The organism is Pleomorphomonas sp. PLEO, assembly GCF_041320595.1.
Lineage (GTDB): Bacteria > Pseudomonadota > Alphaproteobacteria > Rhizobiales > Pleomorphomonadaceae > Pleomorphomonas.
The window spans coordinates 4,909,939-4,929,507 of sequence record NZ_CP166625.1; the positions used below are offsets into that span (position 1 = coordinate 4,909,939).

The window sequence follows — 19,569 nt, forward strand, 5'->3', positions numbered from 1 at the left end:
CGTTAAAGCGTCGTGAAGACGCCATATCGATCCGGCATGCCCTGCGAACACAGAACCAACAGAGCTTACCGTCATGACCCATGCCACCCTATCGCCACCAAGCTTTCCTCGCCTAGGGCTGGCGCTCGGTGGCGGTGGCGCGCGCGGCCTTGCCCATGTGCACGTGCTCTCAGCCCTCGACGATCTCGGCCTCCGTCCCGCCGCCATCACCGGTTGTTCGATCGGCGCGCTGATTGGCGCGGCGGCGGCGGCCGGCATGTCCGGCGCGGAGGTCGAAGACGAGATCCTCGCCGCGCTTGGCCGGCCAACCGACGTCTGGGGCAAAATTTGGAAGCTGCGGCCACGCAGCCTTGCCGATATCGCCGGCGGCCTGCCGCTGTTCGATGCGGAGGCGGTGATCGGCGAATTCCTGCCGGATCGGATTCCCGACGACTTCGCGGAGCTTCCCATCCCCTTTTCGGCCATCGCCGCCGACTTCTACGGCACCACCGAAGTCGAGATCAGCGCCGGCTCGTTGCGGCGGGCGGTCGCCGCCTCGATCGCCCTCCCCGCTCTGTTCAAGCCCATTGAAATTGGCGGCCTGACGCTGATCGACGGCGGCGTGGTCAATCCGCTTCCTTTCGACCGACTGCCGGACAACATCGACTTGATCATCTCCGTGGACGTGGTGGGAACGCCCGTGCGACCAGAGAAAAGCCGCCTGCCCGGTGCCCGCGAGGCGCTGTTCGGCGCCAGTCAGATTCTGATGCAGGCGCTGATTTCCGAGAAGCTGAAGTCGCGACAGCCCCACGTGCTGATCCGTCCGCCAGTCGATGGTATCGGCGTTCTCGACTTCACCAAGGCGCGGGACATCCTTGCCGCGACCGCCAGCGTCCGCGAGGAGGTGAAGGCTGCCGTCGGGCGTCGTCTGGACGCCGCCGCTTGATCAGCGGCGACCGGCGAAGAAGTCCTTGAGAAGCCGGCCAGCCTCGCTTTCGCCGATACCGGAATAGACGTCCGGAGTGTGATGGCAGCCTGGCGAGGCAAAGAAGCGGACGTTGTGGTCCACGGCGCCGCCCTTCTCATCGGCCGCGCCGTAGTAGAGACGGCGCAGGCGGGCGAAGGAAATGGCGCCGGCGCACATCGCGCAGGGCTCGAGGCTGACGTAGAGATCGCAGCCGACGAGCCGCTCCGAGCCGATCGCCTTGGCGGCGGCGCGGATCGCCAGGATTTCAGCATGAGCCGTGGGGTCGCGGAGTTCCAGCGTGCGGTTGCCTGCGGCAGCGAGAACGGCACCGTCGCGGACAACAACCGCGCCGACCGGCACCTCGCCGCGGGCGGCGGCGGAGCGCGCTTGTTCGATTGCAAGGTCCATGAATCCGGACATACTGACCCTCGGTTCGACAGAAAGGGATATAGCCCGGCGAGGGCGCGACGAACATAGTTCGAATTCAAGCACGCCGATGGCACCACAGACCGGCTGCACGTCGCGTCCTTTTCCTGCTAAGAGCGTCGACATGATCAAGACTCCCTCTCCCGCCCCCAAGGCGAAAAAGCCCCAGACCAAGGCCGACGACGGCGCCGACCGCATCGCCAAGGTGGTCGCTCGCGCAGGTCTTTGCTCGCGCCGCGAGGCCGAAACGTGGATCGCCGATGGCCGCGTCAAGCTCAACGGCCGTGTGCTGGACACCCCGGCGATCACCGTCAAAGCCGGCGACAAGGTCGAAGTGGACGGCCAGCCGCTGCCCGAGCGCGACCGTACCCGCCTGTGGCTGTTCCACAAGCCGCGCGGTACCGTCACCACTACCTACGATCCCGAAGGGCGGTCGACGGTCTTTTCGATCCTGCCCGAGGATCTGCCGCGCGTCATGACCATTGGCCGGCTCGACATCAACACCGAAGGCCTTCTGCTGCTGACCAACGATGGCGGCCTCGCCCGCGTGTTGGAGCTGCCGGCCACCGGCTGGCTCCGCCGCTACCGGGTGCGCGCCCATGGCGACATCGACCAAGCACGGCTCGACGCACTGAAGGATGGCATCGCCATCGACGGAATTCTTTATGGTGCGATCGAGGCTACGCTCGACCGCCGTCAGGGCGACAACGTCTGGCTGACGGTGGGCCTGCGCGAGGGCAAGAACCGTGAGGTGAAGACCATCCTTGCCCATCTCGGCCTGGACGTGAACCGCCTGATCCGCGTTTCCTTCGGTCCATTCCAACTCGGCGAGCTGGCCGACGGCGCCGTCGAGGAGGTGCCGCGCCGCGTGCTGCGCGCCCAGCTTGGCGACCGGATCGCTGGCGAAGCGGGCGCCGATTTCGAGGCGCGTGAGGACGATCGCGAGCCGATCCAGACGGTCATCGCCAAGGCCGGCAAGGCTGCGTTCAGCGCAAAGGACAAAGCGCCCGCTGCGAAGGAAAATGCGCCGGTGCGGCCAAAAGCCGTCTCGGCAGCGGCGAACCGCAAGCGCCACGAGGCCGACCTCGATGCATCGAAGACCCGCCAGCCGGCGGGTCGGAGCGGTGGCAAGGCCGGGGCCGGAAAGCCGCCGGTTCGCGTCGCCAAGGCGGAGAAGCCGCCGCGCGCCACGCTGACACTCAAGAGCGGCGCTGTCGACGAGCGCCGTGCCGGCCGTCTCAGCCGCCGTGCCGAGACTGAAGACGCGCCGCGCGCCTACAAGTCGGGCAAGAGTTTCGATGTCGACCGCAAGCCGCGCGCCCATGGCGACGAGCCAACCCGTGTGCGCGGCGAGGGGCCGCAGAGGGGTATTGTCCCCAAGGGCAGTCGCATCCAGGACGGTAGCCCGATGGGCGCTCCCAAGGGCAAGGGCGGCCGCGGAGGACCGAAGGACGGCGGCGGCCGGAGCGGGCCGGGCAAACCAAGAGGGCGCGATGCGGATCGTCGCCGGTAAGCATCGGGGTACCGCGCTGGCCACACCGGTGGCCGGCAGCCTTACCATCCGCCCCACTTCCGATCGGCTGCGCGAGAGCGTCTTCAACATCCTTGAGCATGGCTACGAGGGTGTTTTTGACGGCGCGCGGGTCATGGACGTGTTTGCAGGCACAGGCGCCCTCGGTTTTGAGGCAATGAGCCGGGGCGCCAAGACCTGCCTGTTCGTCGAGGAGGCGGCGGAGGCACGCGGCCTCATCCGTCGCAACCAGGAAACGCTCGGCCTCATGGGCACGACGCGCATCTTCCGTCGCGATGCCACGACCATGGGATCGATAGGTCCGGCCGAGCCCTATACTCTGGCGTTTCTCGATCCGCCCTATGGCAAGGGCCTAGCAGAAAAGGCGCTTGTTTCGCTTCTCGCCGGCGGATGGCTTGCCAATGGAGCGTTGGTCATCGTCGAAGAGGTGGCCAAGGCCGAGGTGGCGCTGCCGGACGGTTTGGAGCGCCTCGACCAACGCATCTATGGCGAGACGCAAGTGATCTTCGCCCGCCGGACCTGACCGGCCGTTAGCCAAGGTCGACCCAAAGGGATTTCACCTCGTCGGGATCGCCGGCCCGGCGCGGGAAGGACAGTCGTCTCACGCCCTTGTCGGCAACGTCGACGCCATCGGGATCCACCGCGACCAGCCGAGGTCCGGTACCATTGAGGTTGTCCAGTAGCGCGGTTTCGGCTGATGCGAAAGCCTTAGCCACCGCCGCCGGCACCAGAAATTCAGACGCAGAGAGTCGGGAGATCCGCCCGAAGCCGGCGACGAGATGAACGCCTTCCATACTCATGCGGTGAATAGAAAAATCCCCGAATCCAGCATAGTCTTCCGCCTCCGGATGACGGGCCAGAAAGCGGCCGAGGAGACGGGCATGGTCGGCCGCTTCGCGCGCGACGCACTGGAAAGTGCCGCTGACGGTGACACGGGCGCCCGTCAACGGATCCGCGCCTTCGCTGGCCGGCGCCTGCATCAGGAGCGAGGCACGACCGTCGCGCGCCAGATGGCGGGTGTGCGCGGCAAGACCGGAGAGAAGGACGAGCGGAGCGCCGTTGATATCGGTTGCCACCGTCACAAACGTGACGAACGGCCCGCCGTCGGTCGCGAGCGTGCCCAGCGAGGCGGTTGCCGCCGATCGAACGATCCGGCGCACCATATCCTGGGCATCGAAACGGTCATCATCCATCCGAAACCTCCCCTTGCGTTGCCCGACGGCTTTCTCAGAACCGCAACCGGAGCCAGGCGAACCGTGTGCGAAACCAGCCTAGTCTTCATCAGCTCAGGCGCAAATTAACTGCTTCGGCGCCGAAAGAAGGTGAAAAAGCGAGTGAATTCTTGATCTTTCTACATTGTTGCCCAGATTCTGCTCAACTCTGCTACAAAGGTCCGGCTGTCGAAACCGACCGAATATGACATGAAGAGCTGAGGCTCGGAACTGACGGGGACCTGGGGCATGCCGACCATCGCACTCGTGGACGATGACAGAAACATCCTGACGTCCGTTTCGATCGCCCTCGAATCGGAGGGCTATCGCGTCGAGACCTACACCGACGGCGCCTCCGCCCTCGACGGTCTCACCAAGGTGCAACCCGACCTCGCCATTCTCGACATCAAGATGCCGCGCATGGACGGCATGGAGCTGTTGCGCCGTCTTCGCCAGAAGACCGACATGCCCGTCATCTTTTTGACGTCCAAGGACGACGAGATCGATGAGCTGTTCGGCCTCAAGATGGGTGCCGACGACTTCATTCACAAACCATTCTCGCAACGGCTTCTGGTCGAGCGCGTCAAAGCGGTGCTGCGCCGCGTCGCCCCGCGCGATACCACCGCCGCGCCCAAGCCGAGCGACGCCAATCGCAACATCGAACGCGGCAACCTCGTCATGGACCAGGAGCGGCACACCTGCACCTGGAAAGGCCAGAATGTGGTCTTGACCGTCACCGAGTTCCTCATCCTGTTCGCGCTCGCCCAGCGCCCTGGCGTGGTCAAGAGCCGCAACGCGCTGATGGACGCGGCCTATGACGATCAGGTCTACGTCGACGACCGCACGATCGACAGCCACATCAAGCGGCTGCGCAAGAAGTTCAAGGCCATCGACGACGACTTCGAGATGATCGAAACGCTCTACGGCGTCGGCTATCGCTTCAAGGAGATGTGAGGGCGAAGCCTTGTGGAGGGGGTTTGACATTTGGGCCCTGGCTGCGTAGGGCTCCAAGTCAAATGTCGAATTCAGAAACTCCGCTAAAGCAATAGATTACTAGTGGCTCTTATGAGCCTGACATTGCTCCAGGCTAGCGTCCGGCGGAGGCAGATGTCGGAGCCGAGCCCCTAGCGGGAAGCGATGCCGATGAGGGGAAGTCAGGAAGCCGACCGTGCCGACGGCGGGCGCATCCAGACAATGCGCCGGCTGTTACCGGTCATTGTTCGCCGCGTCAAACGCTTCACTGCAACGTCTATCGGCACTTCGCTCAGCCGCCGCATTCTTGTTCTCAATCTGGCCGGGCTGGCTGCGCTGGTGGCCGGCATTCTCTACCTCAACCAATTCCGGGCCGGGCTGATCGATGCGCGCGTCGAGAGCCTGCTGACGCAGGGCGAGATCATGGCCGGCGCCATTGCCGCCTCGGCCTCGGCAATCTCCAACGCGATCACCATCGATCCCGAGCGCTTGCTGCAAATGCAGGCCGGCGGCGAGATAACCGCCCCGATCGACACAGAAAGCCTGGATTTCCCGATCAATCCTGAGCTGGTGGCGCCGCTCCTGCGCCGACTGATCACGCCGACCAAGACGCGGGCGCGCATTTACGACCGCGACGGCATTCTGATCCTCGACTCCCGCTTTCTTTACTCTCGCGGGCAGGTGCTCCGCTTCAATCTGCCTCCGACCAAGCCAGAGGCGCCCTCGCTGCTCGAACAGGCGATCAATGCCGTTACCTTTCGCCTGAGGCGGTTCGACCTGCCTGTCTACAGGGAACTCGGCGGAGCCAATGGGCGCGGTTATCCCGAGGTGGAGCAGGCCCTGAATGGTTCCCCCGGCACGGTGGTGCGCGTAACGGATGACGGCGAGATGATCGTCTCGGTGGCTGTGCCGGTGCAGCGCTTCAATGTCGTGGTCGGTTCGCTGCTGCTCTCGACCGAGGGCGGCGATATCGATGCCATCGTCACGGCCGAGCGCTGGGGCATCTTCCGCGTCTTCCTGGTGGCGGCGGCCGTCACCGCCACGTTGTCGTTCCTGCTCGCCGGCACGATCGCCCGGCCGCTGCGCCGCCTCGCGGCCGCCGCGGACCGCATCCGGCGCGGCGTCAAGCAGCGCGAGGAGATTCCCTCCTTCGACCGCGAGGATGAGATCGGCGACCTCGCCCGCGCCTTCCGCGACATGACCAACGCGCTTTACAGCCGTATGGATGCCACCGAGAGCTTCGCGGCCGACGTTGCCCACGAACTCAAAAATCCGCTGACCTCGTTGCGGTCGGCCGTGGAGACGCTGCCGCTCGCCAAGAGCGACAACAGCCGGGAGCGGCTTCTCGAGATCATTCAGCACGATGTACGCCGCCTCGACCGGCTGATCACCGACATTTCCGACGCTTCTCGCCTCGACGCCGAGCTCGCCCGCGAGGACGTGGCGCTGCTCGACGTCGGCCGGCTCATCGAAGGTGTCGTCTCGTTGGCACGCGAAACAGGCCGCCACCAGGAGGTCGGCATCGATCTCAAGGTCGACCGGGGCGAGGACAACAAACCCTTGATGGTGCTTGGCCATGACAGCCGGCTCGGACAGGTGTTCAACAACCTGATCGACAATGCCCGTTCCTTCTCACCTGAAGGCGGTCGCGTCGAGGTCGCCGTCCGCCGCGACAACCGCATGATCGAGATTGTCGTCGACGACCATGGCCCCGGCATCCGCGCCGAAAAACTCGAGCGGGTGTTCGAGCGTTTTTATACGGACCGCCCGGAGGGCGAAAGCTTCGGCAACAATTCCGGCCTTGGCCTGTCGATTTCCAAGCAGATCGTCGAGGCCCATCGCGGCACCATCACGGCGATCAACCGCACGGACGACGCCAACGCCCCCGATCGCGTCACAGGCGCGCGCTTCGTGGTGTCATTGCCAGCGGACCTTGCCATATGATCCCGCAAACCGTTCACGCCACCGCCGTTGTCATCGACGAGACGGGCGTGTTGATACGGGGAGGATCGGGGACCGGAAAGACATCGCTCGCCTTCGCGTTGATCGACGCGGCCCGACAAGACGGTGTCTACGCCGCCTTCGTCGCCGACGACCGCGTGGCGCTCACGGCCGTGAACGGTCGCCTTCTCGCACGCTGTCCTGAGACCATCGCCGGCCTTGCCGAACGGCGCGGCCGGGGGATCGAGAAAGTGGAACACGTGCCGGCAGCGGTGATCCGGCTCGTTGTCGATCTCGTCGACGCCGGGGCAATGGCGCGACTGCCCGAGCCGGCGGAGGAAGAGGCCGAAATCGAAGAGCTGAGGCTGCCCAGACAGGCGATTCCAGCCCGGCAAAACACCGTTTCGCTGCCACTGTTGCGCGCCGCGCTCTCGGAAATGAACAAGATTTAACGATCGAAGCCTCAATTCCAACAAACCCCGGGCTTTTTCTTTAAAGTCCCCTCAAGACCAAGCTTTTCGGGCCGGAACAGCCTATTTTTTGTTGAGTTGACGGCCCGTTTTCTGCCCTTGGCAGGGGGGCTGGAGCGGCGCTCAATCCGATTCCCTCTTGCAAGAAATCCCGCTCTGGTGAAGATGTGGCCCGTTCCAGTTCGGAGCGAAACCAACATGGCGTGCCGCATGATCTTCGCAATTTACAGGGATCGGACCCCAGCATGATTGGGTTGGTTCTGGTGACGCATGGTCGTCTGGCAGACGAATTCCGGTCGGCGCTCGAGCATGTGGTCGGTCCCCAGGCCGATTTCGAGACGATCTGCATCGGCCCCGAAGACGACATGGAACAGCGGCGGAGCGACATCATCGCGTCGGTCGGTCGCGTCAACTCCGGCAAGGGCGTCATCCTGCTCACCGACATGTTCGGCGGTACGCCTTCAAATCTGGCCATTTCCGTCATGGATATCGGCGACGTCGAGGTGATCGCCGGCGTCAACCTGCCCATGCTGGTCAAGCTCGCAACGGTCCGCAAGGAGCGGCCGCTCGCCGAGACGGTCACCGAGGCTCGCGACGCTGGTCGCAAATACATCTCCGTCGCCAGCCAGGTACTTGCCGGATCATGACAGACGACAAAGTAGACGGCGCCATCGTCCGCGAACTGAAAATCCTCAACAAGAAGGGCCTGCATGCTCGCGCCTCGGCGAAATTCGTCCAATGCGTCGACCGCTTCGAGGCCGAGGTTTTCGTGCTGAAAGACGGCCAGAGCGTGTTGGGCACGTCGATCATGGGCTTGATGATGCTGGCCGCCGGCATCGGTTCCTCCATTGAAGTGCGCGCCGCGGGAACCGAAGCCGAGGCTGCCATCGACGCGATCGCAGCTCTGGTCAACGATCGCTTCGGCGAGGGCGAATAGGTCCGATGGCGCCGCCGCTCCGCGTTGTCCCGGCCACGCCGGAACGCCTTGCGCCTCTTGCCTCTTGGTTTCAAACGCCGGAAGCTCTGGCTCAATGGGGTGGCAGTGGCCTTCGCTTTCCCCTGGACGCAGAGCAGATCGCCGCAATGCTCGCCGAAACGCTGACGGAACCACCGCTCCGGCTGGCTTTTGCCGGTCTCCTCGGAGAGGAAACGGCGGCCCATGCCCAACTGGTTCTCGACCGGGCTGATGGCGTCGCACGCCTCGCCCGTTTCGCTATCGCACCCCACTACCGGGGTCAGGGGCTGGCGCGGCCGTTCCTTTCCGAACTGTTCGCTCTGCTCGATGAAGCCGGAGAGTTTCCCCGGCTCGAACTCAACGTCTACACCTTCAACGCGCCGGCCATCGCGCTCTACGAATCCCTCGGCTTCGAGCTTGAGGGCGTCCGCCGATCGTCGGTGAAAGTGGGCAATGCCCGCTGGGACACGGCGATCTACGCCATCATCCGCGAAGGTTGAGATCAGCGACGGCCGAACAGCCGCTCGATATCGCTGAGCTTCAGTTCGACAAACGTCGGGCGGCCGTGATTGCACTGGCCGGAGTTCGGCGTCTCCTCCATCTCGCGCAATAACGCATCCATCTCCTCGAGGCGTAGCCGGCGGCCTGCCCTCACCGAACCGTGGCAGGCCATGGTGGCGGCGATAGCGTCGAGCTTTTCTCTGAGACGCGTCGCCTGGTCCCACTCGGCAAGATCGTCGGCGATGTCGCGCAAAAGCGCCGCCGTGTCGGTCCGGCCAAGCAGCGCGGGTATCTCGCGGATGGCGACGGCGCCCGGCCCGAAACCCTCGACGACGAGACCGAGTTCGGCGAGTTCCTCGGCGCGTTCGATGAGGCGGTCCACGTCCTCCTCGGGCATGTCGACGATCTCGGGGATCAGCAGCATCTGCGTCTCGACACCCTGCGCGATCTCCCGCTTAAGCCGCTCGTAGACAAGGCGCTCATGGGCAGCATGCTGGTCGATGATGACAAGACCCGTCACGGTCTGGGCGACAATGTAAGTCTCGTGAATCTGCGCTCGCGGCGCCCCAAGCGGTCGCGACACACTTTCCGCAGGCGCCTCGACAAGGCCCGGGCGGGCGTCGGCGGACACCGCATCGTCAATGACCGTAAAGCGGCCTTGCGTCGGACCGGCATCGAAGGAAGTCTCTTCCTCCGCGAAGCCGCGTGGGGAGGGGGCCTCGGGGGGAATCGGCCGATCCGGCGCAGTCCGCCAATCGAAGGCGACCGGACGGCTTTGATACTCCGTCCGCCAAGCCGAAGATGCCGTGGCCGGCGTCGGACGGACGGCGTCCTCGAGCACGTCGAGCGTCGCCGCGCCATGGGTCGAAGCGGCGCGGTGGCCGGCATCGGCATGGGCTCGGCGGAGCGCGCCGACCAACAAGCCGCGCACCAAACCCGGATCCCGGAAACGGACGTCCGCCTTGGTCGGATGGACATTGACATCGACCTCATGCGGGTCGAGGTCGACGAACAGCACGGCCGCCGGGAAGCGGTCGCGGGCCATGACGTCGGCATAGCCAGCGCGGATGGCACCGATCAGCAACTTGTCACGCACCGGCCGGCCATTGACGAACAGATACTGGCTCTGGGCGTTGGCCTTCTGCAGCGTGCCGAGGCCGGCAAGACCGGTCAGACGGACGCCCTCACGCAACGCGTCAATCTCGATCGAGTTGTCAGCAAAATCGGCCCCCATGATCTGCAACGCCCGCCCCCTGAAATCGCCCCCGGCAAGCGCGGGATAATCGAGCGACGAACGATCGGAACCCGAGAGCGAAAACCGGATCTCCGGGTGAGCCAACGCCAAGCGCTTGACGACGTCGGTGATGGCGCCGGCCTCGGCGCGTTCGCTTTTCAGAAACTTGAGGCGGGCCGGCGTCGAAAAGAACAGGTTGCGGACCTCGATGCGGGTGCCCAGGCTCAATCCTACCGGGGCGATCTCCGAACGGCTGCCGCCAGACACCGTGATCGCCCAGCCGTTAGCCTCCGAAGCGTGCCTCGTCTCGATCCTGACATCGGCCACCGAGCCGATCGATGGCAGCGCCTCACCGCGAAAGCCAAGGGTTCGGATATCGAGAAGGTCATCCTCTATGAGCTTGGAGGTGCAATGCCGCTCCACGGCCAGCGACAGATCGTCCGCCGTCATGCCAACGCCATTGTCAATGATGCGGATGAGCGTTTTGCCGCCACCCGCCGTCACAACCTCAATGCGGTCGGCACCGGCGTCGATGGCGTTCTCAACCAGTTCCTTGACCACGCTTGCCGGCCGCTCCACCACCTCGCCAGCGGCGATGCGGTTGATGGTAACGGGCGAGAGCTGAATGATGACGGACATGGGGAGCCGGGAATCGCTTGCATCTGGCGGGTCGGAGGAATGAGCATAGCCGATGCGGTGGCGAGGTGCGAGGTCGGCGCTGGCCACGAAATCGTCAACACCGAGGCCTGTCCACGGTCTATAGTCGGCGACGAATGATAGGGAGCGACCATGCGTAAGGTCGAAATTTCACCGTCGACATCGATCGTCGTGCTGACCGGCGCCGGTATATCGCAGGAATCGGGCCTCGATACCTTCCGCGACGCGGGCGGCATCTGGGCGCGCTATGACATCGACGATGTCGCGACGCCGGAAGGCTTCCGGCGCAACCCGCCGCTGGTCCACGAGTTCTACAACACACAGCGCCGCGAAGCCGCCACGGCCCTTCCCAACCCTGCGCATGTGGCGCTCGCAGGCCTTGAAAAGGCTTGGCTGGGCCGATTGCTTCTGGTTACCCAGAATATCGACGGCCTGCACGAAAAGGCCGGTTCCAAGGCGCTGTTCCACATGCACGGCACGCTCGACGGCTTCCTCTGCGAGGCTTGTGGCCGACGCGGTGCGTGGACCGGCGACATGTCGACCAGCTCGACCTGCCCGCTTTGCGACCGTCATGGTGCGCTCCGGCCCGACATCGTCTGGTTCGGCGAAATGCCATATCACATGCCCGAAATCTATCAGGCACTCGGCGAGGCAGATCTCTTCCTCTCCGTCGGCACCTCGGGCACCGTATATCCCGCCGCCGATTTCGTGCGCGAGGCACGGCAGGCGGGCGCCGTCACCGTTGAACTGAACCTCGAAGCCTCCCGCAAGGGACGCGGCCTGTTCGATCTCGAAATCGAGGGCAAGGCCGGGGAGAGCGTGCCGGCTTTCGTCAGCGATCTGCTCAACGGTCGACTTTGGTGAGTCACGGAGTCGTCAGCGGTCCAATCCCCAATCGACGTAGCACCGTCGGATGGCATCGGCCGAGGACAGATGGATCTTTGGCAAGGCCAAGGCTTTGAACATCTCGGCATAGCGCCGGCGATTGTTGGGGGTTGTCACGGTGATGTGGCGGACCATCTCCCACTTAAGGCTATCCCGTCCGCCGTCCAGACCGCCCTGCCGGCCAGACTGGAACAGGGTGCGCCAAAAATAGCGCCAGAGGCTAACTGTCGTCGAAACGTCCAACAGGATGAGGCCAGTTGCTCGCTCGAAGCGTTGCGGCATGCAGATAGAATAGTTGCCATCCATCACCCAACGATCACCGGTGATGGCGTCGTCATGCAAAGCAACAAACTCGTCATTTGAGCGAGGAACCCAATCGGTGCCGGGAAGGTGGTAAAGCTGGTCGAGGTGGACCGCCGAGAGCCCGCGTTTGCGGCCAATCGCCACGGCTAATGTCGATTTGCCGCTGTTGGACGGTCCCAAAATACAGATTCGATCGCCCAGATCCGCAAGCTGCACGATACCGGATCCTTTCGTCCGCCCTTCTCACTGCCTTGACCTTGTCATGTCTCACCCTTATCGGGAGGGCATGCAAGAGCTAGACATGATCACCGGGCTCTCGACCCTCGCCGAGGCCTACGACGGCGTCATCTGCGATGTCTGGGGCGTACTCCACAACGGCATCTCGCCCTACCCGGCGGCGGCCGAGGCACTCTCTCGGTTTCGCGCACAAGGCAAGGTGGTGGTGCTGCTCACCAACGCGCCGCGCCCGGCGAAAGCCATCGAGGAACTCCTCGAGCGGCAATACGCCATCGGTCCCTCAAGCTACGACGAAATTGTCACGTCCGGCTCGGTAGCCCGCAAGGTGTTCGAGAACGAGCCTCGCCGACGGGTGTTCCACGTCGGACCCCGGCATAACCTCGGCCTGTTTGAGGGGCTCGATCTGGAGCTGGTTGACGAGGAGCAGGCTGAATATGTCGTGTTGACCGGCCTGTTCGACGACGAAACGGAGAGTGTCGAATCCTACAGGCCCATGTTCTCCCGCTTCGTCGAAAGGGGGCTCAAGGCTTACTGCGCCAATCCGGACGTCGTTGTCGAGCGTGGAGATCGCCTCGTTTATTGCGCCGGTGCGCTCGCCCAGCTCTATGTCGAGCTCGGAGGTGATACCACCATCATCGGCAAACCCTATCATTCGGTCTACGACGCGGCGCTTGCCGCCGTCGGCCGAGCGCTCGGCCGTCCTACGGAGAAGAGCCGCGTACTCGCCATCGGCGACGGACTTCCGACCGATATTAAGGGCGCCTGGAGCCAGGGAATCGACGTGCTGATGGTGACCGCCGGTATTCATGGCGCCGATTTCGGCGATCTTTTGAGCCCTGATCCCGCGCGGTTGGCCGCGCGGCTTAGGGCCGAGGGCCTCAGCATCCGCGCAGCCATCCCACGCCTTGTCTGGTAGACATAAAAAGAGGCCCCACCGGGCCTCTTTTTATTTCCATCGTTATGGCGCACGCTCAGAAGAAGGCGTCGACGTCATCCTGGCTGACACCCTCGCCCTTGAACTGAGGACCGTGCAGGATCTGCTCGCGGGCGCGCTTTTCAGCTGCGGTCTCATCGACAGGCGCGTCTGTGATACGCATGAACTTCAGCTTTTCCACCAAGGTAGTGATACGCTTGTCGAGAGCGCTCAATGTGGAAACCACCTTGGAGATACGCTGGCCTGTGATGTCCTGGAACGAGCAGGCCTGAAAAATGTCGATTATCTTCTCGCTGACGATTGCTTGATAGGCTTCGACATCGGCCGTGTCGGCTCCCATGATCTCCTCGGCCGCCGACATGATGGTATTTGTAGCTTCTTCCGTTGCCTCGACAATGGCATCGAGTTCTCGCCCGGCAGTGGGGATATGCTCGCTGCTCATGTCACTCAGGTGAAGCTGAGCAAGTTCTTCCTTCATGTTGGCGATTTCGCGCGCCATCTCTCCGAGTTCGGAATAGATAGCCAAGTCCATCGTCTTGAATAATGACTGGAAGCTTTCCGCCATTATCTCGGCTAGCCGCATGACGTCTTCGAGCGACACATCCTCGGCCTTGCGACTGTTCTGGAGGAAGTCGATGATCTTGGTCACGTGTTCCGAAGACATCTCAGACATCAAGGAATCTCTTTCTCAGGTACGCGATAGCGTTCGCCAGAGGATAGGCGATGCGAACGTCCTAATCGCGGATAATGCGTCGGCAGCCTCGCGCCTGTCCGGGATCGCGGTAAGCGGCACCAATACCGCTCCGCGTTCTCCCGGCCCGGTCCGGCATTAGTCGCCGAACACGGCCTCAATCTTGCTCTTCAGCGTCGGCGCGTTGAACGGCTTGACGATGTAGTTGTTGACGCCGGCCTTCTTGGCGGCGATCACGTTTTCGGTCTTGGATTCGGCCGTCACCATGATGAACGGCGTCTTCGACAGCGATGAATCCGAGCGGACCTGCTTGAGCAGTTCGTAGCCGGTCATCGGCTCCATGTTCCAGTCGGAGATCACAAGGCCGTAGCGGCGTTCCTTCATCTTGCCGAGGGCTTCGGTGCCATCAGCCGCCTCATCCACATCCTCGAAACCGAGCTGCTTCAGGAGGTTTCTGATGATTCGGATCATGGTCTTGTAATCGTCGACCACTAGAACCGGAATCGTTGTGTCAAGTGCCATCGTTTACTCCACACTGCCGCGGCGCCACCCGCGCCTCGATGACGACCTCAATACACGGGCGGGTGAACATCCCTGCGGGGGCCCGTGCTTGAAGGAAACCATACAACGGGGACCTGAAAAGTCGGTTAATTCTCGGCCCCACGGCTTTTGGCGCTGTTGCAGCTCCCTGAGAAGCTTGATTTACAATTCGTTTTTCCTCTGAATCGTTTTTATGGCTCTGTTCAGCGCTTTCTCCTTGGACTTATCGTAAATTTCCGGCTGGCGTCTTTACGTTTTGCCAACCATGCTGGAGATTCCCTTAGCCTCCGATCGCCTTTATGGCGTCATGATGACCGGGCAATCCTGTTGGCAATTAGCCGCTTGACCTTGTCTGGGGCAGAAGGCACGGTCACGCCGCGCCGCCGAGCCACCTATCACGGGCATGGCGGCATTCCCCGGCGACAGCAGATTCCAGAGACCATGCCCCCCTTCCAGTTTGTCGATCGTCATTCCGTTTCACCATTTCTTCGGGGTGGCGCCGTCGCCATCGGCAACTTCGATGGCGTGCATCGCGGCCATCAAGCCGTGCTGGAAGCAGCGCTGGCAGTGGCGCGACAGCGAGGCCTTCCCGCCGTCGGTGTCACCTTCGAACCGCACCCGCGCGATGTCTTCCGACCGGAACATCCGGTGTTTCGCCTGACGCCAGCGCCGGTCAAGGCGCGGCTCGTCGAGGCTATCGGCCTTGATGGACTTGTCTCCATTCCCTTCTCGGCCGCTTTCGCGGCTCAGAGTCCCGAGGAGTTCGTGGAACGGGTGCTGGTAGATGAACTCGACATTCGCCATGTCGTCGTCGGTTGGAATTTCCACTTCGGGCAAGGACGACATGGCACGCCGCAGAAGCTTCGCGAGCTCGGCGAGCGGCACGGCTTCTCGGTCGACGTCATCGCTCCGTTCGAGACCGAAGACGGCTACACCGTTTCCTCCAGCGAAGTGCGTGACCGCCTCGCCGAGGGCGTTCTGGCGGAAGCGGCCGGCCTTCTCGGTTGGCACTGGTTCTTCGAAGGCACCGTCGTCGATGGCGACAAGCGTGGTCGCACCATAGGTTTCCCAACAGCCAACATTCGCCTGCCCTCTCAGGTTCGGCTTTGCGAGGGTGTCTACGCGGTGTTTGCCGAGATCGACGGCGTCCGTCACGCGGGCGTGGCCAGTTGGGGCCGGCGTCCAACCTTCGACAACGGCGCGCCAGTGTTTGAGACCTTCGTGTTCGACTTCTCCGGCGACCTCTATGGAAAGACGATCACCGTGATGCCGATCGCCTATCTCCGGCCGGAGCTGAAATTCGACGGCGTTGCCGCCCTGATTGAGCAGATGAACCACGACGCCGAAGAGGGACGCGCGCTGCTAGCCGCCTTCGATGGGTTTACGCCCCTCGATCGAGCGCTCTGGCGGTCATGAGGGCGGCAAACGTCTTTCCTTTCGGTCGCTTTGCCGGTAGAACACCGCCCATGTTTATGCTCATCCGCCGTCAGCCGGCTGCCCCGCATTTCACACGAATTATCGGCCCGGCCCCGATGAACCGCCGCTAAGGCGACGGGATCGAGGGACCGGGAGCCGAGCCTTGGCCGATCGCAGGCAATACCGCGCCGGCCCGCCCCATTCTTGCTGCATTGACGAGACAGTTCATGACCGACACGCCCGCCCCGACGTCCGAAGCGACGCCGACCCGCGACTATTCGCCGACGCTCAATCTCCCGGCCACCGATTTTCCGATGCGCGCCGGTTTGCCCGAGAAGGAGCCGAAGCTGATCGCCCGCTGGGACGAGATGAAGCTTTACGAGAAGCTGCGCGAGACCGCCAAGGGACGCGAGAAGTTCGTCCTGCATGACGGACCGCCGTATGCCAACGGCCATCTGCACATCGGCCACGCACTCAACAAGATCCTGAAAGACATCATCACCCGCTCGCGGCAGATGATGGGTTACGATTCCAACTACGTTCCCGGGTGGGACTGTCACGGCCTGCCGATCGAGTGGAAGGTCGAGGAAGAGTATCGCGCCAAGGGCAAGAACAAGGACGAGGTGCCGATCAACGACTTCCGCGCCGAGTGTCGCCAATATGCTGAAGGCTGGATCAAGATCCAGGCCGAGGAGTTTCGTCGGCTGGGTGTCGAGGGCGACTTCAAGCATCCCTACACCACCATGGCCTTCACTTCGGAGGCGGTGATCGCCACTGAGCTCCTGAAGTTCGCCACGTCTGGACAGCTTTATCGCGGCTCCAAGCCGGTGATGTGGTCGGTGGTCGAGCGGACGGCGTTGGCTGAAGCCGAGGTCGAGTATCAGGACTACCAGTCCGACACCATCTGGGTGAAGTTCCCCGTAACGTCCGGCGCGAGCGAGTTCGCCGATGCTTTCGTCGTCATCTGGACGACGACGCCCTGGACGATCCCTGGCAACCGCGCCGTCAGCTATTCGCCGAAGATTGCCTATGGTCTCTATGAGGTGACCGAGGCGCCGGACGGCAACTGGGCCAAGACCGGCGAGAAATACATCCTCGCCGATGCCCTTGCCGAGGCTGTGTTCAAGCAGGCCAAGGTGGCCGGCTACACCAAGTTGGCCTCGGTCACGGCCGACGTGCTCGCCGGCCTCACCTGTGCCCATCCACTCAAAGGGCTCGACGGCGGCTACACCTTCGACGTTCCCCTGCTCGCCGGCGACCACGTCACCGACGATACCGGCACAGGCTTCGTTCACACCGCCCCCGGCCATGGCAGGGAGGACTTCGAGGTGTGGATGGACTACGGCCGGCAGTTGACGGAGCGCGGCATCTCCACGGCAATCCCCTTCACGGTCGACGACAATGGTTTTCTGACGGACGCGGCACCTGGTCTGGTTGGCCGCCGTGTCATCACCGACAAGGGTGAAAAGGGCGACGCCAACCAGGCGGTGATCGATGCGCTGGCCGCCGCGGGCATGATGGCGGCGCGCGGTCGCCTGAAGCATACCTATCCGCATAGCTGGCGTTCGAAGAAGCCAGTGATCTTCCGCAACACCCCGCAGTGGTTCGTCTATATGGATCACCCCATCGGCAAGGGACCGATCGGCGATACGCTGCGCGCCCGCGCGCTCAATGCCATCGACGAGACAGCCTTCTATCCGCCGGCCGGCCAGACGCGCTTGCGCTCGATGATCGAAAACCGGCCCGACTGGGTGCTGTCGCGCCAGCGTGCCTGGGGCGTGCCGATCGCCGTGTTCCGCAATCTTGAAACCGGCCAGGTCATTCCGGGGCCGGAATTTGCGCACAACGACGCCTATGCCGCCCGCATTCGCGAGGCTTTCCTGGCGGAAGGCGCCGATGCCTGGTTCGCCGATGGGGCCAAGGAACGCTTCCTTGAAGGCTTTGTCGAAAACCTTGCTGCCTGGGAGCAGGTGCGCGACATCCTCGACGTCTGGTTCGATTCCGGCTCGACGCACGAATTCGTGCTGAAGGGCCGCCCCGACCTCAAGTGGCCGGCCGACGTCTACCTCGAGGGCTCGGACCAGCATCGCGGCTGGTTCCATTCGTCGCTCTTGGAATCCTGCGGCGTCAACGGCGTTGCCCCCTACAAGGCGGTGGTGACGCACGGCTTCATCATGGCCGAGGACGGCCGCAAGATGTCGAAGTCACTCGGCAACCAGGTGCAGCCGCAGGACGTCATCCGCCAGTCGGGCGCCGATATCCTGCGTCTTTGGGTCGCTTCGACTGACTATTGGGAAGATCTGAGGATTGGCAAGACCGTCCTCGGTACCAACACAGACGCCTATCGCAAGATCCGCAACACCTTGCGCTGGATGCTCGGCACGCTTGCCCATTACGACGGCGACGCGGTGGCCTATGCCGACCTGCCGGAGCTCGAAAGGGTGATGCTGCACAAGCTCGCCGAAGTCGGCACCCAGGTGGTGGACGGCTACCGGGAATACGACTTCAAGTCCGTCTTCTCGTCGGTGCTCAATTTCATGAACATCGAGCTCAGCGCCTTCTACTTCGACGTCCGCAAGGACGCGCTCTATTGCGATCCGAAGTCGAGCCTCAAGCGCCGCGCCGCGCTTCACGTGGTGGCGGTGCTCTATGACCATCTCATCAAATGGCTGGCACCGCTGATCCCCTTCACCGCCGAGGAAGCTTGGCTCGAGCGGCACCCCGGCGAAGCGTCGTCCATCCATCTCGAGCTTTTCCCGGCCGTGCCCGAAGAGTGGACCAACGCGACGCTCGACGAGAAGTGGGAGAAGGTGAAGCGCGTGCGGCGTGCCGTCACCGGCGCGCTTGAGATCGAGCGGCGGGAAAAGCGCATCGGCTCATCTCTCGAGGCAGCGCCGCTGGTCTACATCGAGGACAAGGACCTGCTCGCAGCGCTCGACGGGCTCGATTTTGCCGAGATCTGCATCACGTCGCAGATTGCCGTTGCCGATGCGCCCGCCCCCGATGGCGCCTTCCGCCTTGACGATGGCACACCGGTTGGAGTGGTCCCTGGGCTCGCCGAAGGGCGGAAATGCGCCCGCTCGTGGAAGATTCTTCCTGAGGTCGGCAGCGACCCCGACTACCCGGATGTGACGCTCCGCGACGCCCAGGCGTTGCGCGAGCTGGCGGCCGGCGCATGACGGCGGCGTCGAGCGATCTTGCGACGCGGCGGACGCGGTTTGCCGCGCTCGCCGTTGTCCTGATGACGCTCGCCGTCGACCAGGGCAGCAAATACTGGGTGCTGAACCATACGAGCCTGCCGGACGGTGATCGCATTTCGGTGCTGCCCGTATTCGATCTCGTGCTGACCTGGAACATGGGCATTTCCTATGGTCTGTTCCAGCAGCAGGAGGCCCTCGGACGTTGGCTGTTGATCTCTCTGACGGCGTTCGCGACGATCCTGCTTGCCGCATGGCTGTGGCGGTCACGCGACCGGCTGGTGGCCGGTTTGGCGTTGGCGCTGATCATTGGCGGCGCGCTCGGCAATCTCATCGACCGCGTTGTGTTTGGCGGCGTCGTCGACTTCCTCTACCTGCACTATGGCTCTTTTTCCTGGTACGTTTTCAATCTTGCTGACTGCGCCATCGTTGCAGGGGTGGGCGCACTCCTGTATGAGTCTCTGCGCTTGAGGCCACAGTGATGCCTCAAAAGTCAGCTATGTGCTGACCGAGACAAGGGTC

Annotated in this window: 20 protein-coding genes; 14 read left to right on the forward strand and 6 right to left on the reverse strand. The window is 63.4% G+C overall.

Translation table 11 applies throughout. The annotated features are described in order from the left end of the window. The first annotated feature begins 73 nt into the window (after positions 1–73). Positions 74–925, forward strand: coding sequence for a patatin-like phospholipase family protein (locus AB6N07_RS22690; protein ID WP_370675309.1), 852 nt, complete (start codon positions 74–76; stop codon positions 923–925). On the opposite strand, the gene AB6N07_RS22695 is transcribed toward AB6N07_RS22690, so the two are convergent. Then, a complete protein-coding gene (locus tag AB6N07_RS22695; RefSeq protein WP_370675310.1) occupies positions 926–1,366 on the reverse strand; it encodes a nucleoside deaminase in 441 nt (146 codons plus the stop codon). A gap of 130 nt (positions 1,367–1,496) precedes the next feature. Between AB6N07_RS22695 and AB6N07_RS22700 the strand changes: the two genes are divergently transcribed. Together AB6N07_RS22700 and rsmD are read left to right on the forward strand one after the other, a co-directional pair. After that, a complete protein-coding gene (locus AB6N07_RS22700; RefSeq protein ID WP_370675311.1) occupies positions 1,497–2,885 on the forward strand; it encodes a pseudouridine synthase in 1,389 nt (462 codons plus the stop codon). Beyond that, positions 2,866–3,426 carry a 16S rRNA (guanine(966)-N(2))-methyltransferase RsmD gene (rsmD, locus tag AB6N07_RS22705; RefSeq protein ID WP_370675312.1) on the forward strand — a complete coding sequence of 187 codons (561 nt, stop codon included), beginning with the start codon at positions 2,866–2,868 and terminating at the stop codon, positions 3,424–3,426. The genes AB6N07_RS22700 and rsmD overlap by 20 nt, the downstream gene beginning before the upstream one ends. 7 nt (positions 3,427–3,433) lie before the next feature. Here rsmD and AB6N07_RS22710 read toward each other — a convergent pair whose 3' ends face one another. Beyond that, a complete protein-coding gene (locus AB6N07_RS22710) occupies positions 3,434–4,096 on the reverse strand; it encodes a HugZ family protein (protein WP_370675313.1) in 663 nt (220 codons plus the stop codon). A gap of 267 nt (positions 4,097–4,363) precedes the next feature. On the opposite strand from AB6N07_RS22710, the gene AB6N07_RS22715 reads away from it, so the two are divergent. From AB6N07_RS22715 to AB6N07_RS22740, 6 genes are all read left to right on the forward strand, one after another. Continuing rightward, entirely contained in the window at positions 4,364–5,068 is a 705-nt protein-coding gene (locus AB6N07_RS22715) for a response regulator transcription factor (protein ID WP_100080279.1), read from the forward strand. A 189-nt stretch (positions 5,069–5,257) separates the two neighbouring features. Then, positions 5,258–7,030 (forward strand): stimulus-sensing domain-containing protein, encoded by a 1,773-nt coding sequence (locus tag AB6N07_RS22720; RefSeq protein ID WP_370675314.1) that lies wholly within the window; start codon positions 5,258–5,260, stop codon positions 7,028–7,030. Next, positions 7,027–7,479: an HPr kinase/phosphorylase gene (locus tag AB6N07_RS22725; RefSeq protein WP_370675315.1), complete on the forward strand. Its 453-nt coding sequence runs from the start codon at positions 7,027–7,029 to the stop codon at positions 7,477–7,479. The genes AB6N07_RS22720 and AB6N07_RS22725 overlap by 4 nt, the downstream gene beginning before the upstream one ends. A gap of 263 nt (positions 7,480–7,742) precedes the next feature. Further along, a complete protein-coding gene (locus tag AB6N07_RS22730) occupies positions 7,743–8,144 on the forward strand; it encodes a PTS sugar transporter subunit IIA (RefSeq protein ID WP_026790909.1) in 402 nt (133 codons plus the stop codon). Further along, positions 8,141–8,434: an HPr family phosphocarrier protein gene (locus tag AB6N07_RS22735; RefSeq protein ID WP_370675316.1), complete on the forward strand. Its 294-nt coding sequence runs from the start codon at positions 8,141–8,143 to the stop codon at positions 8,432–8,434. The genes AB6N07_RS22730 and AB6N07_RS22735 overlap by 4 nt, the downstream gene beginning before the upstream one ends. A 5-nt stretch (positions 8,435–8,439) precedes the next feature. Continuing rightward, a complete protein-coding gene (locus AB6N07_RS22740; protein ID WP_370675317.1) occupies positions 8,440–8,952 on the forward strand; it encodes a GNAT family N-acetyltransferase in 513 nt (170 codons plus the stop codon). Between the two features lie 2 nt (positions 8,953–8,954). Here the strand turns inward: AB6N07_RS22740 and mutL are convergent, their stop codons facing one another. Continuing rightward, entirely contained in the window at positions 8,955–10,826 is a 1,872-nt protein-coding gene (mutL, locus tag AB6N07_RS22745) for a DNA mismatch repair endonuclease MutL (RefSeq protein WP_370675318.1), read from the reverse strand. A gap of 150 nt (positions 10,827–10,976) precedes the next feature. On the opposite strand from mutL, the gene AB6N07_RS22750 reads away from it, so the two are divergent. Continuing rightward, on the forward strand, positions 10,977–11,708 hold the full coding sequence (locus AB6N07_RS22750; protein WP_370675319.1) for an NAD-dependent deacylase: 732 nt from the start codon (positions 10,977–10,979) through the stop codon (positions 11,706–11,708). A gap of 12 nt (positions 11,709–11,720) precedes the next feature. Here the strand turns inward: AB6N07_RS22750 and AB6N07_RS22755 are convergent, their stop codons facing one another. Next, entirely contained in the window at positions 11,721–12,248 is a 528-nt protein-coding gene (locus AB6N07_RS22755) for an AAA family ATPase (protein ID WP_370675320.1), read from the reverse strand. Between the two features lie 85 nt (positions 12,249–12,333). Between AB6N07_RS22755 and AB6N07_RS22760 the strand changes: the two genes are divergently transcribed. Continuing rightward, positions 12,334–13,185, forward strand: a complete 852-nt coding sequence (locus AB6N07_RS22760; RefSeq protein WP_370675321.1) for a TIGR01459 family HAD-type hydrolase — start codon at positions 12,334–12,336, stop codon at positions 13,183–13,185. Positions 13,186–13,240: 55 nt separating this feature from the next. Here the strand turns inward: AB6N07_RS22760 and AB6N07_RS22765 are convergent, their stop codons facing one another. Beyond that, on the reverse strand, positions 13,241–13,876 hold the full coding sequence (locus AB6N07_RS22765; protein WP_370675322.1) for a protein phosphatase CheZ: 636 nt from the start codon (positions 13,874–13,876) through the stop codon (positions 13,241–13,243). 156 nt (positions 13,877–14,032) lie between these two features. Continuing rightward, positions 14,033–14,416 (reverse strand): response regulator, encoded by a 384-nt coding sequence (locus tag AB6N07_RS22770; protein ID WP_370675323.1) that lies wholly within the window; start codon positions 14,414–14,416, stop codon positions 14,033–14,035. Between the two features lie 360 nt (positions 14,417–14,776). Here AB6N07_RS22770 and AB6N07_RS22775 point away from each other — a divergent pair, with 360 nt between their 5' ends. From AB6N07_RS22775 to lspA, 3 genes are all read left to right on the forward strand, one after another. After that, the gene (locus tag AB6N07_RS22775) at positions 14,777–15,850 is read left to right on the forward strand and encodes a bifunctional riboflavin kinase/FAD synthetase (RefSeq protein ID WP_370675324.1); all 1,074 of its coding nucleotides are present in this window, start codon (positions 14,777–14,779) and stop codon (positions 15,848–15,850) included. Between the two features lie 227 nt (positions 15,851–16,077). Next, positions 16,078–19,029 carry an isoleucine--tRNA ligase gene (gene ileS, locus AB6N07_RS22780; protein ID WP_370675325.1) on the forward strand — a complete coding sequence of 984 codons (2,952 nt, stop codon included), beginning with the start codon at positions 16,078–16,080 and terminating at the stop codon, positions 19,027–19,029. Then, a complete protein-coding gene (gene lspA, locus AB6N07_RS22785) occupies positions 19,026–19,529 on the forward strand; it encodes a signal peptidase II (RefSeq protein ID WP_370675326.1) in 504 nt (167 codons plus the stop codon). The genes ileS and lspA overlap by 4 nt, the downstream gene beginning before the upstream one ends. Positions 19,530–19,569: the final 40 nt, after the last annotated feature.

Excerpts from the sequence above, each read along its gene's own strand:
- AB6N07_RS22690 (WP_370675309.1), top strand. The coding sequence starts at position 74 with ATGACCCATGCCACCCTATCGCCACCAAGCTTTCCTCGCCTAGGGCTG.
- AB6N07_RS22695 (WP_370675310.1), bottom strand. The coding sequence starts at position 1,366 with ATGTCCGGATTCATGGACCTTGCAATCGAACAAGCGCGCTCCGCCGCC.
- AB6N07_RS22700 (WP_370675311.1), top strand. The coding sequence starts at position 1,497 with ATGATCAAGACTCCCTCTCCCGCCCCCAAGGCGAAAAAGCCCCAGACC.
- rsmD (WP_370675312.1), top strand. The coding sequence starts at position 2,866 with ATGCGGATCGTCGCCGGTAAGCATCGGGGTACCGCGCTGGCCACACCG.
- AB6N07_RS22710 (WP_370675313.1), bottom strand. The coding sequence starts at position 4,096 with ATGGATGATGACCGTTTCGATGCCCAGGATATGGTGCGCCGGATCGTT.
- AB6N07_RS22715 (WP_100080279.1), top strand. The coding sequence starts at position 4,364 with ATGCCGACCATCGCACTCGTGGACGATGACAGAAACATCCTGACGTCC.
- AB6N07_RS22720 (WP_370675314.1), top strand. The coding sequence starts at position 5,258 with ATGAGGGGAAGTCAGGAAGCCGACCGTGCCGACGGCGGGCGCATCCAG.
- AB6N07_RS22725 (WP_370675315.1), top strand. The coding sequence starts at position 7,027 with ATGATCCCGCAAACCGTTCACGCCACCGCCGTTGTCATCGACGAGACG.
- AB6N07_RS22730 (WP_026790909.1), top strand. The coding sequence starts at position 7,743 with ATGATTGGGTTGGTTCTGGTGACGCATGGTCGTCTGGCAGACGAATTC.
- AB6N07_RS22735 (WP_370675316.1), top strand. The coding sequence starts at position 8,141 with ATGACAGACGACAAAGTAGACGGCGCCATCGTCCGCGAACTGAAAATC.
- AB6N07_RS22740 (WP_370675317.1), top strand. The coding sequence starts at position 8,440 with ATGGCGCCGCCGCTCCGCGTTGTCCCGGCCACGCCGGAACGCCTTGCG.
- mutL (WP_370675318.1), bottom strand. The coding sequence starts at position 10,826 with ATGTCCGTCATCATTCAGCTCTCGCCCGTTACCATCAACCGCATCGCC.
- AB6N07_RS22750 (WP_370675319.1), top strand. The coding sequence starts at position 10,977 with ATGCGTAAGGTCGAAATTTCACCGTCGACATCGATCGTCGTGCTGACC.
- AB6N07_RS22760 (WP_370675321.1), top strand. The coding sequence starts at position 12,334 with ATGATCACCGGGCTCTCGACCCTCGCCGAGGCCTACGACGGCGTCATC.
- AB6N07_RS22765 (WP_370675322.1), bottom strand. The coding sequence starts at position 13,876 with ATGTCTGAGATGTCTTCGGAACACGTGACCAAGATCATCGACTTCCTC.
- AB6N07_RS22770 (WP_370675323.1), bottom strand. The coding sequence starts at position 14,416 with ATGGCACTTGACACAACGATTCCGGTTCTAGTGGTCGACGATTACAAG.
- ileS (WP_370675325.1), top strand. The coding sequence starts at position 16,078 with ATGACCGACACGCCCGCCCCGACGTCCGAAGCGACGCCGACCCGCGAC.
- lspA (WP_370675326.1), top strand. The coding sequence starts at position 19,026 with ATGACGGCGGCGTCGAGCGATCTTGCGACGCGGCGGACGCGGTTTGCC.